The organism is Siphonobacter sp. (assembly GCF_048595215.1).
Classification (GTDB): domain Bacteria; phylum Bacteroidota; class Bacteroidia; order Cytophagales; family Spirosomataceae; genus Siphonobacter.
The window spans coordinates 1-12,939 of record NZ_JBMDWJ010000106.1; the positions used below are offsets into that span (position 1 = coordinate 1).

Sequence of the window (12,939 nt, forward strand, 5' to 3'; positions counted from 1 at the left end):
TTTCCAATCGGGTTCATTCACCGCAACGACCATACCCGAATTCGCAAAGTAAGAATCGCGGCGAGACGGTGACATTCCGTTTACGACCAGCTCGCCGGGAGCCGTAGCCGCCGGAACGATAAAACCACCCGGACACATACAGAACGAAAATACGCCCCGTTCGACACCCTTATACTGGGTTTGAGCCACCAGACTGTACGAGGCAGCGGGCAGAATGCCCCGATCGGGCCGATGGTACTGCAACTGGTCAATTAGCGACTGCGGGTGTTCAATCCGCACGCCCATCGCGAAGGGCTTGGCTTCCTGCAGGATACCCCGCTTTTCGCAGAGTTCGAAGATGTCCCGGGCGGAATGTCCCGTTGCTAGGATAACGCCCAGGCCGGTATAGCTTTGCCCATCAGCGGTAACAACGCCCCGCATTTCTCCTTTTTCCAGGACAAAATCGGTAACCTTGGTTTCAAATTTGATCACTCCCCCCGCTTGTAGGATTTGCTCGCGAAGGGCGGCCACAACGTAGGGTAACTTATTGGTACCAATGTGCGGGTGAGCCTCCACCAGAATATCCTCGACGGCCCCGTGATTGACCAGAATTTCGAGGATACGTCGAATATCCCCGCGTTTTTTAGAACGGGTATAGAGCTTTCCATCGGAATACGTACCCGCCCCACCTTCACCAAAACAGTAGTTGGATTCGGGATTGACCAGATGTTCTTTGTTGATTGCCGCCAGATCCCGGCGACGGGCCCGCACGTCTTTCCCGCGTTCGAGTACAATCGGACGAACACCCAGTTCAATGAGCCGCAAAGCTGCAAAAAGTCCCGCCGGGCCTGCTCCTACGACAATCGCTGTCGGAGCCTGGCTCACATTACCGTACGAGAATTCGTACTGACGTCGCGGTTGGGGTGTTTCGTTGATGAAAACTTCGGCTTCGACGTTGATTTTCACCTGTCGACTTCGGGCATCAACGGACTGTCGGGTCTTGCGTACCTGCCAGTCGGCGGCATCCAGGGGTAAGCTGAATTCATCGGCAATGAACTGCCGAAAACGGTCCGTATCCAGAGCAATTTCAGGCTCCAGTACGTAGGATACTGTTTTCTTCATGCGTTCGTAAGGTAGTTAACCTTAAAAGAGTCTTAGGTTTCGAGTTGTCAGTTTTGAGTTGCCTTGCTTTCGCTACAGGTTGCTTTCGGATTACAAATCCGAAAGAGCGGCCTACGGAAAGAGCAACAGTAACGCTACACACAAAACCCTATACTCAAAACTCCACTAAATCAATTTTTCTATGCTTTGATACGCCTGATCGACCATTTCGTTGAGTCTGCGGGAAACGAGTCGGGCCGAGCGTTTTTTATCTTCAATTGCTGAATGAGTCAGTGAATCTAACACTTGTTTCACCTGAGAATCCAGCTCTTCGTCGGTATTGATTAACCAGGCAGCATCCCGAAGAAGTTCCCAGGTATCCGCTTCTTTACTACCGCAAAAAAGAATGGGTGAACCCGAACAAATGGCACTCACGGCTTTGGACGGTACGGCAATATGCGTCCACTGCGGCAGAAGGCTCACCAATTGTACATCCAGCCAGTGTAATTGGGCCCGGGGAATGTTTTTTAGCAGGGTAATGCCCGGTTTACCTTCGGCTAGCTTCAGTAAGCGTTCGGCTTTGGTTCCGTACAGAGCCAAGATGAGTTGCTGTTTCTCCGGGTTAAACTGACGAATGACACTTTCCAGAAATTCTGCCGAATGAGCCTCCCCTACATTGCCAGCATAACCCAGGTAAATTTTGGTAGCATCCGAATGCCAGTCGGGTCGGGTTTCATCCCTGGACTGATCCACCAGTACGCCACAGGGTAACAGGATGGTGGGAATGGACTGCTGGTAGTTACGCCGCAACAGCTCCGCCTGATTCGGTCCCAGAGCAATCAGAGCTTTGGGAGCGTTTTCATAGCTTTTCTTGAGAATCCAGCGGTACAGGCGGTTGGTTGGTTTGATTTTTCCGTCGGCGGCAAAACCTTCCGGAAATAAGTCCATACTCCACAGAATCCAGTTTTTCCGCTTTAAAAACAGCGAAGCCCAGAACGGAAGTAAGGGCGGACTAGTCATAACTAGCAAAGGCCCTTTTTTTAGCTTTCGTGCCTTCCGAATCAGCAGAAATCCATCGAGCGGTCCAGCAATAAACCGGAGCAGGGAATTTTTTCCTTCGTAAATCGTCGATACGGCGTGCGTATGGCCAACGGGCTTCCGGACGGCTCCGCCCCCGTCGTACGTACGGTCAATGTGAACAATGTGTACCTCAACGCCGTATTTTTCAATCAGTACCTGAGCTAAATCCCAGGCCGATTCGCCCGTAATACCGGGATTGGGCGGATAATGGCGGTTGACAATGGTAAGTGACTTCATGCTGGGGAAAAACCATTACTACAGCATTTGTCCTGTAGTATGATCCGCAAAAATAACAGCTTCCCTTGGTTTAACCGGAGATTTTCAAGTCAAGGCTTGCAAGGGCTGTCCCTACCTAGTCTTATTTCGTAGTACAATCAGCGGCAAATGCATGTTCCAGTTAGGCTTATAGTCATCCTGATTATTGAAGCCACGGCTATAATTCCCTAGTACAATATCCAGATCGCCGTCACCATCCCAGTCCTGGGCGTCCATACAAATCCAGCGGCCGTAGGCGTGAACGGGTACGGCGTGCGGTATGAAACGACCATTGGCTTCCTGCTCAAAGTAGATGAAACTTTCCTCGGGCGTGCGTTTGAAATCGGCGAAAAAGGCAATGGTCGCCAGATCCATGTCGCCATCCTGATCGAAGTCGGCGGCGATTACTTTAGTACTTCCGTTGACGGGATAAAACCACTGCTGCTTGAACCTGAAATTTCCCTGATTGATAAAGGTATATACGCCGTGGTAGGGTTTGAGTATCTTGGAGTAATCACTGTTGTCACCGCTGGTGTACACTAAATCCAGCTGACCGTCTTTGTTCAGATCAACCAACTGAAAACTGGTCGAGCCTGCTAAGGGTAGAAATCGCTGTACGTTGCGGGCTTCAAACCCGCCTTTTTGATCGTTTGTAAACAACCAGAGGCCTTCGTCTGCGTGGGCAAACAGGGCCATACAGTCGGGCCATCCGTCTTTATTAAAATCATCTACGACGACCTGCGTAGCTCCGGCCTCGGCCCGAATCGGCTGGGTTTGGTACGAACCATTTGCTTGTTGTACGGACAGATACAAACCTCCCTGATTGTGACCAAATCCGCAGATGATCCAATCCGTACGACCATCTTTATTGAAATCACCGGGTACCGATTGAATCGGTCGAATCAAAGCATTCGCGATGACCTTCGTCTTTTTCGTCCGCAGATCAACGTTCACCACCTCTCCCACAGGCTGATCTACCGCCAGTAAGGTACCAATCGTCGTAACGACTGCTTCCGTCGGACTCACAAAGGCCGCATTCACTACGGGAGAGTTCAGCGTCGCTGCTTCCGAACGACGCAGGGTTTTATCCCAGGCATACAGCGTTGGCTGCCCATTCTGTCCCGAATAAACTTTTCCTTCGTGAAACTGTACCATAGTGGTCAATGCTGATTCCGGAAATTCGCTGGGCTTTTCCAAAGCAAAGATGGACCAGTCCTGCTTTAACACTTCTCTCGGAGCAGCCTTCAAACTGTCAGGGGCATTCTTTTCGAAATAGGCCACCAGCTGCGTCCATTCGGCAAATGACAACGCTGATTTCTGCTGATTATTAGCCACCTGATAGTACTCGCCATTGGCCGTTGTAGGAATACCCAGTTTTGGAGCCATCGCGGGCAGGACGTGCTTCAGCCAAGTTTCTTTATCCAGTTGTTCGGGTTTGACAGACAAATGACAACCCGAGCAATGGGTTGCTACCAGTTCGGCTCCGTCGGGTTCTTTCTTCGTTTCCGAAGTCGGACCGCAACCCATCAGCAAACTCAAGCCTATCACCCAGAAACGGTATACCTTATTCATACCTAAAAAAAGCATTTGTATCCATTGAAAAATCCCGCCTAACCGAGAGGTTAGGCGGGATTTTAAAACTAATGTATCTAAGCCAAAATCTTCGATAAATGCTCGTAACTGACTTTAATACTATCCATCGATGGAGCCAGATCCTGCTCAACGAAGAAGTATTTCAATCCAGCTATTTTGGCCGCAGCGAAGGCGTGTTTGAAATCCACGACACCATTTCCTACTTCGGTAATGGCATTCAGATCCTTTTTGATGTCTTTGATGTGCCAGAGTGGAAAACGGCCCGGATGCTCCTTGAACAAAGCCACCGGATCTTTACCCGCTTTGGTCGCCCAGGCCAGGTCTAATTCCATTTTTACCAGATCCGGACTGGTTTGTTTTAGAATGACTTCGTAGGGGGTCTTCCCTCCTTCAACCGGATCGAATTCCGTCGCGTGGTTGTGATACGCAAATTGCAGACCCGCCTTTTTGCTGGCTTCTCCCGTTTTTTGAAATACTTCGATGGAGCTAGTAATCTCGTCCATTGTGGCGACGGGCGTACTGGCACACACCAGGTACTTGAGGCCCGCTTCGGCGGCATCGTCGACGAGCTGCTGGTAGTTATCCCGCAGGTTTAGCATCGGCGGGATGGTCATCGGTTTTCCATCCGAGCCCGTCGGTAGTTTCATACCTGGACGCGGCTTGAAGGGTGCCCCTACGGCGTGGTGTGAACGCCATTTCATCCCCAGATCTTCTACTAACGCTTTAAATTCTTTCGGTTTATAGCCGTAATAACCACCCCGACTACTAAACGCCGACTCGATCTCTTTGTACCCAATGGCGGCGATTTGCTTGAGCGTACCCTGAGGGTCCTTGTTCATCGGTTCGAATACCGTAAAAAGTTGTATGCCGATAGGTTTGACGGCCAGATTATACTCTTTTGCCTGCGACAGTAAAGGATAAACCGTACTACCCGCCAGCAAAAGGCTGGCCTGTTTCAAGAAGTTACGACGTGCCTGCATAAGTGTTTGGGGTTTAAGGGGCTCCGTTACCAAGATCTATTTAAGTTAGACTTTTTGTTTTACTGAATACAGGTCTTTTCAGGATCACGGAAAGTTATTTCTAAATGAAACATCCCGAAAGTTTTGAGGCTTTCGGGATGTTTATAGAGCAGGGCCGGGATGAGCAACTCAAAACTCCCAACCCTAAACTCAAAACCCGCTAGTAGCCCTGATTCTGTTTCAGCGTAGGCTGTCCACTTACCGTGGAAAGGTCAATTTGTCGCTGTGGAATCGGGAAGTAGTTGTTCTTGGGAGCCGTAAAGCGACCGCCGGTCAAATCCGTAGTGATTTTGCTTTCGTACTGAATGTAGTTGTTTAGCGTTTGTTCCGCGATGCCCCAACGGGAAAGGTCAAAGAAACGGTGTCCTTCCATCGCCAGCTCCAGTTTCCGCTCGAAATAGATGGCCTGTAAGGCTTTGTCTTTTCCGTAACCGGCGAAGGTTCCAGCGGGGTAAATGGTCACTTTGTAGTTCGCCGCAGGTGTCGTTGAAAAACCAGCCATGGGGTTGTTTTCATCCTGATAGTTGTATACCAGATTGACGGGTTTGGCGGCACGGGCCCGTACCAAATTCACGTATTCCTGAGCCTTTGCCAGATTACCCAAGTGGGCTTCAGTTTCAGCGGCCATGAGCAGTACATCCGCAAAACGGATGATCAGTACGTTAATAGCCGTACCGGGAGCCCAGGTACTTTGATCCGAGTACTTGTCCTGCGTAGCTTGCCAATACACGTTCTTTTTCGGTGAGTACGGGCCCGCATAGGGTTGACTACGAATCCAGGCTTGGCCGGGGTGTCTGCCCCAATCCAAGTACGGGATGCCCCGACGGCCAACCGTCCAATCCAAACGTGGATCGAGTGACGTATTATCGGGAGTAAACGGATCTTTCGAGGATACACCCATATCATTTTTTACGGGTGCACTGTTGTAGTTGTCTACGTAAGGCAGACCCGACGCATCCGTCCGATACGAGTTCACCAAGTCCTGGCTAGGCTGGTAAAAACCGCAGCAACGGAAGGGGCTCTGATACGGAAAGTTCAGCATCTGACCCCGGTTGGCGTTGTCAATGTTGTTCGTACCATCGTTGGCCACCATCTGAACCGCAAAGACCGACTCGGCATTGTTCTTCGTCGCCGCATCGAAATTATCTTCAAAGCGATCCGTCAAGGCATATTTCAAACCGTTAGACGTTATTCCGCTGGCGATCACCTGATCAAACAGTGCTTTGGCTTCAGTATATTTCTTTTGGTAGAGATACGTTTTAGCCAAATACGCTCCGGCCGCCCATTTGTTGACCCGCCCGACATTGCCTTGCTTATCAGGCAGATTCTCGAAGGCAAACTTGAAATCTGCTTCGATATTCGGCCAGACGTTTTCTGTATTCGGTTTATAGAAATCCGTCGCAATCGGGGCACTGTAATCACTCGTATTTTCGTCAATCCAGGGAATATTATTAAACATCTTTTTCAGATCGAAATAATAATGCCCCCGCAAAAAACGAGCTTCCGCTTCAATGGTTTTTGCCTCGGTAGCGGTCAGATCTGATGCTTTTTTTACGTAATACAAGGTCGTATTAGTCCGGTTGACCCCTTCGTAACCCGCTCTCCACTTGCTATTGAAAAAGCCGTTACTTGGGTTTTGGGTATACGTCATCAAATCGTTCATACTTCCCTGATCCGCCCCGTCACTGCCTTTGTGGGCATCGCCCCCGGATACACTACCGTAAATCCAGTTTCCCGGAGCCACTTCCCAGGCACTCTGATCGGTTGTCGTAATACCGTCCAGCACGGCGTAGGCTCCGATTAAGAGGGTATTCACGCCCGCTTTATTGGTTAACTGACTATCGCTGACGACACCCAGTGCCGGCTGATCCAGAAAATTATTGTTGCAGGAAAAAGTAGTCAAACAGGCTGCTAGAACTGCAGTAACCTGAATATATCGTATCGTTTTCATCGAGTTCCGCACGTTTGTTTAGAAGGATAAATTCAGACCTAATAAGAATTGACGTTGGTTCGGATATACCCCTTCGTCGATACCAAAAGACGTAGTAGTAGCGAAAGACTGGTTGCTACTTCCGCCCGAACTGTTGTTGGTATTTACCGTAGTGCCAATTTCAGGATCCAGGCCCGAGTATTTGGTAATGGTAAACAAGTTGGCTGACTGAACATATACCCGCAAGCGGCTGATTCCTACACTTTTGAGCATACTAGCCGGGAAGGTATAGCCAATCTGAGCATTCTTGGCCCGGAGATACGATCCTTTTTCAATGTAGTACGAGTTGGGTACCTGGTTCGTACTGAATGAGCCTTTGTCTTCCTGAATCGGAGCCTTGGCGTTCATGTGATCCGGCGTCCAGGAATCGTAGTAAGCCGTATGGCTCTTCGCACCGGCGAAGTTGGTGTAGAAATCAGTCCACCAGCGTACGTTATTCCAGATGTCATTACCTTTTACGCCGTACAGGAAGATACCAAAGTCGAAGTTTTTGTAATTCAGACCTAGGTTAAGACCGTAGCTGAACTTCGGATTTGGATTACCCAGGAAGGTACGGTCGGCATCGGTCACTTGTCCGTCACCATTGACATCCGCGTAGCGGAAACGACCCACGGCTACATCCGTCTGATAAATGGCTGAGGCATTTCCTGTCCGCTCGCGAGCCTGCTGATTGGCCTGATTGATCTCGTCCTGTGAATCCCAGAAGCCATCAATTTTGTATCCAAAGAACTGGCCAATCGAGTGTCCGACGGCATTGCGTACGATGTTACTACCGTTGAAACGACGACCTTCCTGATCAAAATAGCTGGAGCCATTCGATACTTTCAGGATTTTGTTGTCGTACGTAGTCAAGGTTCCCGTTACATTGAATTTCAGATCACTCGTAATGTTACCATTCCAGGTGACAGCCAAGTCGATTCCTGAGTTTTTCATGTTGGCAATGTTCACGAAAGGAGCACTACCCAAGCCTACAGTACCGGCCAATTCGGGGTTGTAAAGGAGGTCACGGATATCTTTGCGATAATAGTCCAAAGCGATATCGATTTTTCCTTTGAACAGCGTTGCGTCGATACCAATGTTGGAGTTGATGTTCCGCTCCCACTTGGCATCGGGATTACCGATACGGGTACGTTGGAATCCTTGTTGAATTTTGTTAGCTCCCGTGATGTCATAATACGACTGACCCCGAATCCCGCCGTAGGCCGTATAGGCGTTTGCCGGATCTACGTTCAACTGGTTCCCCATGATTCCGTAGCCGCCCCGCAGTTTCAAATCCGTAACCCACGATACGTTTTTCATGAATTCTTCCTGCGAAATCCGCCAACCCGCACTGAATGCCGGGAACACGCCATATTGCGTATTCAGGAAACGCGAAGATCCATCACGACGCACGGTAGCACTGACCAGGTATTTACCCAGCAGGTTGTAATCAATGCGTCCAATGAGCGAGAACAAGGCATCGGCATAGCGACTGCTGTAGTTCGTAGGCGTACCGGAACCCGTGGTCAGGTTCGTGAAGTTCGGATCGAACGAGAAGTAACCCGTCGTCGTACCGCCTACGTTACGTCCCCGGTTTTGATACGCTTCCGTACCCACCAATACTTTTAAGTCGTGCGTGTTATTGAAGTTGTGTGACCAGGTCAGCGTATTCGACCAGGTCCAGTTGAAACCACTGAAGGTATTCTCCGTGTAGGAGTTTGTCGTCAGGTTTTCGGCATTCTCGTATTCCGGATAGGAAAAGCTGTTAAAGGCTCCCGAGAAAATTTCACCCCCAAAGCTACTCCGGGCTACGAAATCTTTAAGGAAATCAGCCTCGATGTACATATTGCCAAACAAACGATTGTTTAAGCCTTTGTTGTTACGAGCCCGTTCCTGAATCGCTACCGGATTTTTGGCGTTGCCTAAACCTTGAGCAAACGATCCAGCGTAGTTGCCCCGAATGTCATACACCGGAATAATGGGCTGCATACGGAACGCCATACCGATGGCACTGCCTTCGGTAGAGGAGTTTACCCGACGGTTATCCGACACGGCGAAGGCCAAGTTTTCACCAATTCGTACGTGATCGCTAATATTGTACTGACTGTTCGAACGGATCGTATACCGTTTCAGGTAGGTATTCAACAGCGTACCCTGCTGGTTGAAATAGTTCAGTGAAAACAAGTAATTGCCCTGTGCTCCTCCCCCACTTACGGCCACGTTATGGCTCTGAATACTGGCGGGCTTAAAGATTTCATGGAACCAGTCCGTACCTTGTTTATTCGACTTTACAATACGTACAAATTTATCGTACTCGGTAGTTTTGTCCGTATAGTTCGGATTCACGTAATACGTAGACTCATCTACCGTATTGGCTCCGGAAGGAACGATGTAATTCGGTAATTCCGGGTTTTGTCCTTTGCCATATTGCGGATCGTTGATGGCATTACTCGACGTATTCCGCAGGGCCCGGAATTTCAGATTCGCCATATCTTGCGGCGAAAGGATATCCCATACATTACCACTCTGGGGCGTCTGTACACCGTAATACGCATCGTACGAAACCTTGATCTTTCCACTGCCGCGTTTCGTCGTTAGAATGACTACCCCGTTGGCCGCCCGCGAACCGTAGATCGACGCCGAACCGGCATCTTTCAAAATCTGCATGGAAGCGATGTCGTTGGGGTTGATGTCGTTGATGTTCTGCGTCGGTACGCCATCCACTACGTACAGGGGCGAGTTGTTACCGAAGGTATTGATCCCCCGAATCCGGATTTGCGGAGCTTCCCCCGGCTGACCCGAACCCAGTACCGTTACCCCGGAAGCACGGCCCTGCAATTGACTGGTAATCTGCGGCGAAGGCTGCTCGGTCAACTGTGATACGTTGATCACGGATACGGCACCCGTCAGATCCTGTTTCTTTTGCGTACCGTAACCGACCACGACCACTTCCGTTAGTTGCTTGGTATCCGCTTCCAGCGTAACGTTGAGGGAAGTCTGGTTCGCGATTTCCACTTCCTTGGTCGTATAACCGATGGAAGAAAAAATGAGCGTTCCCGATGCGTCCGGTACGTTGAGCGAAAACTTACCATCTGCATCCGTACTCGTACCCGCCGAACCACCTTTCAGGCGTACCGTCGTACCCGGAATACCAGCACCCGCGGCGTCAGTAACGCGGCCAGTGATGATTACGGCCGGAATCGACATCAAACTAGTGCTCCCCCCCATTCGGGTCGGAAGGGTGGTAATGTTACGGCTTAAAATGATATTACCGCCCGAAACTTCATACGTTAATCGGTACGGCTGGAGTAATTGAGCAAGAACCCGGTTCAGCGATTCATTCGTCACCGAAATCGTCACCTTACGATCCGCCTGAATGAGCTGGGAACTGTAGACAAACTTTACGTTTGCCAGGCGTTCCACGGCTTTCAGTGCTTCTTTAATGGATTGTCCCTGTATAGATAAGGTTACTTTCTTATTGAGCAGATCCTGGGCCTCACCATTATAGGCAAAACTCATGGTAAACAGGGACGTAGCCAGTACTAGTTGAATGACCGTGATTTTCATGAGTGTCAACAGTACCCTTTTCGTTTTTTTCATACATTTGAGGTGTTTTGTTGAAATGCGATTCGACAAAAAGAATCCACGGGCAACTCTTGCGGAGTTGTCATCACCTGGTAAGTGAAATCGTGGAAAAAGTAGGTCGGCGGTGCTGGTAACACTGCCGATTTTTTTGGTAGGCGGTTAAGCTTTAATCATAGGCACGGGCTGGAGGTTTTCGTTGTGGGATAATCGTTTTAGTACTCGCGGAAGTCTGTTGGTTTACTATTTATTCAGCAGCCTTTGCCGTATACGATAATCTGTCCATCCAGAATTTCATAGCGGGCTTCAACTGCTTTACAGATAATGGTAAGCATCTCAAACAGCGGACGGTCGGTAAAAGAAGCCGTCAGCGGGCATTTAGCCATTACTTCTTCGTCATAGATGATATTAACACCATAAGCCATTTCCAGTTTACTAAACACTTCCCTCAACGCCGTATCACTAAATTCGAAATTGCTTACGGTTGCCTGATGGCTAATGAGTTGAGGTTTTTTTACGATCTCCTTGACCAGTTGCGGATCTCCTTGCTGAAAAACAATTTGCTGGTTAGGGGCCAGAATGACGGCTTTGCGTTCCGTCTGAGGTGAAATTCGTACCTCTGACCGATTGCGATGAAACACCGAAACTCGACCCGATAATACACAAACACTGGCTCGGTCGCCCTCGGCTTGGGCATTTACTACAAAGCTGGTTCCCAGCACTTTCGTCACTAAATCATTGGCGTATACGTAAAAGGGACGATCCGGATTCCGTTTCACTTCGAATAAAGCCTCTCCTTGTAGATACACGATTCGTTTAGTTCCCCGAAAGGCTTTATCGTAGCTCAATTTGGCACCGGATTTGAGCACCACGGTACTGCCATCGGGTAAACGGATAAATATAGGCTGGGTACTTGTATTGACCTGTTCAGTCAGCGAACAGTGGCAGGCTTCCGTCAATTGCTGATAGGGCGTTACTTGCTCCTGTTGGCATTTGTACCATGAAACACCCCAGCTGATGCCCGCTCCTAACCCGGCTAACAATACAACTCCCGCCGCTATACGACGAAGTCCAAAGCCAATGATCCGTGGTTGGCGTGGTAATCGTTGTTGTACCTCCTCGACCAATCGTTGTACCTCATCATCTCTTAACTCGCGGGTAGGTTTCACTCGAATGGCTAAGGCCAGGGTCCGAGCTTCCTCCACCAGCTCTCGCTTATGCGGATACTGATAGAGCCACGCATCCCACTGGGCTGATGATTCATTAGGAACCCCTCGTACCCAATCCAGAAACGAATCGTCAGCCAGAAAATCTTCTATTTCATAATGACTGTATGATTTCATTGTTTCGATAGATTTTTTTGCTGGCTTACATGACTAGTATGCAGAAAGGCTAAAAAATCTACTGATCACAGTGTAAAAAAATATATAAAAAATTACAATTATGATTCAACAATCAGCCAACTGCCTGATTATCAGTTTTATTTAAAATTAAAAAAATTATTGAAATAATACAGTTAGCAACAGTAAGCCCAGACTTAAATAAAAGGGCATGTCGTGCCAGTTTTTGCGAAGACGGGCGATAGCTTCGTGGAGTAAATTGTAAACCGATTGCCGATTCATGTTCATGATAGCGGCAATATCTTCGTGAGGAAGCTCCTCGGAGAATTTCAGATATAGAATTTCCTTTTGCCGTTTCGGCAAGGTGTTCAGCAGCTTTTCAAACTGTTCACGGGTTTCGGTAGCGTACTGCTGTTCGACCCAGTGGTTTTCAACCGAAAATTCGAAGTACGTTTCTGGCTCTACGTTTTCCCAGCGGGTCCACTTGGCCTGCTCCCTGAAAATGCGTAAGCGTAAGGCTTTGTAAAGGTAAGGTTTAATGACCGCCGGCTGACTGATGGTCGAGCGGTGCTCCCATAAATCAAAAAAGACGTCCTGAATACAATCTTTGATTAAGTCTTCGTCCAGCGAAAGCCGACTCCCGTATCGGAACAATATCCGGGAGTAGCGTTTCATGAGCTCCGAAAAGGCATGAGCGTCACCCGCTCTGAATTGACTCCAGAGTTCCTGCTCCAATAAATCGAATGGCTTTTCAGAGGAAAACATTGGGCACTTTTTGAACGAACAACTGAGCAAATGTAATTTTTTTCTCCAATCTCCATTCTTGAGACGATTAGAAATTTACAATATTTTTTGTAACAAATCGATTATACGATATGCGTTACTTAGACACAATTCGTAGCAAATAGAACTACGTAAGATTTCAATACTTGAGTAAGAATCGAAATTGATTCAGTACTTATTTAACAAAATCTAATACAAGTCACAAACGCTGGATTGTATACGCTGTTTTACTAGGCGT

General features: G+C 48.7%; 8 protein-coding genes. All 8 read right to left on the reverse strand.

The window, feature by feature from the left end; translation table 11 throughout:
* On the reverse strand, positions 1-1,101 hold a 1,101-nt coding region (locus ACOJTG_RS06080), incomplete at its 3' end, for an NAD(P)/FAD-dependent oxidoreductase (protein WP_420152992.1).
* Between the two features lie 165 nt (positions 1,102-1,266).
* The gene (locus ACOJTG_RS06085; protein WP_420152993.1) at positions 1,267-2,397 is read right to left on the reverse strand and encodes a hypothetical protein; all 1,131 of its coding nucleotides are present in this window, start codon (positions 2,395-2,397) and stop codon (positions 1,267-1,269) included.
* Between the two features lie 111 nt (positions 2,398-2,508).
* Positions 2,509-3,987, reverse strand: a complete 1,479-nt coding sequence (locus ACOJTG_RS06090) for an FG-GAP repeat domain-containing protein (protein ID WP_420152994.1) — start codon at positions 3,985-3,987, stop codon at positions 2,509-2,511.
* Between the two features lie 77 nt (positions 3,988-4,064).
* Positions 4,065-4,988, reverse strand: coding sequence for a sugar phosphate isomerase/epimerase family protein (locus tag ACOJTG_RS06095; protein WP_420152995.1), 924 nt, complete (start codon positions 4,986-4,988; stop codon positions 4,065-4,067).
* 199 nt (positions 4,989-5,187) lie between these two features.
* Positions 5,188-6,978, reverse strand: coding sequence for a RagB/SusD family nutrient uptake outer membrane protein (locus ACOJTG_RS06100; protein ID WP_420152996.1), 1,791 nt, complete (start codon positions 6,976-6,978; stop codon positions 5,188-5,190).
* A gap of 18 nt (positions 6,979-6,996) precedes the next feature.
* Positions 6,997-10,596: a TonB-dependent receptor gene (locus ACOJTG_RS06105; protein ID WP_420152997.1), complete on the reverse strand. Its 3,600-nt coding sequence runs from the start codon at positions 10,594-10,596 to the stop codon at positions 6,997-6,999.
* 233 nt (positions 10,597-10,829) lie between these two features.
* Positions 10,830-11,921 carry a FecR family protein gene (locus tag ACOJTG_RS06110; RefSeq protein ID WP_420152998.1) on the reverse strand — a complete coding sequence of 364 codons (1,092 nt, stop codon included), beginning with the start codon at positions 11,919-11,921 and terminating at the stop codon, positions 10,830-10,832.
* Between the two features lie 156 nt (positions 11,922-12,077).
* Positions 12,078-12,683 (reverse strand): RNA polymerase sigma factor, encoded by a 606-nt coding sequence (locus ACOJTG_RS06115; protein ID WP_420152999.1) that lies wholly within the window; start codon positions 12,681-12,683, stop codon positions 12,078-12,080.
* Between the last annotated feature and the right edge of the window lie 256 nt (positions 12,684-12,939).

Coding starts and splice junctions, on each gene's coding strand:
- ACOJTG_RS06085 (WP_420152993.1), bottom strand. CDS start 2,397: ATGAAGTCACTTACCATTGTCAACCGCCATTATCCGCCCAATCCCGGT.
- ACOJTG_RS06090 (WP_420152994.1), bottom strand. CDS start 3,987: ATGAATAAGGTATACCGTTTCTGGGTGATAGGCTTGAGTTTGCTGATG.
- ACOJTG_RS06095 (WP_420152995.1), bottom strand. CDS start 4,988: ATGCAGGCACGTCGTAACTTCTTGAAACAGGCCAGCCTTTTGCTGGCG.
- ACOJTG_RS06100 (WP_420152996.1), bottom strand. CDS start 6,978: ATGAAAACGATACGATATATTCAGGTTACTGCAGTTCTAGCAGCCTGT.
- ACOJTG_RS06105 (WP_420152997.1), bottom strand. CDS start 10,596: ATGAAAAAAACGAAAAGGGTACTGTTGACACTCATGAAAATCACGGTC.
- ACOJTG_RS06110 (WP_420152998.1), bottom strand. CDS start 11,921: ATGAAATCATACAGTCATTATGAAATAGAAGATTTTCTGGCTGACGAT.
- ACOJTG_RS06115 (WP_420152999.1), bottom strand. CDS start 12,683: ATGTTTTCCTCTGAAAAGCCATTCGATTTATTGGAGCAGGAACTCTGG.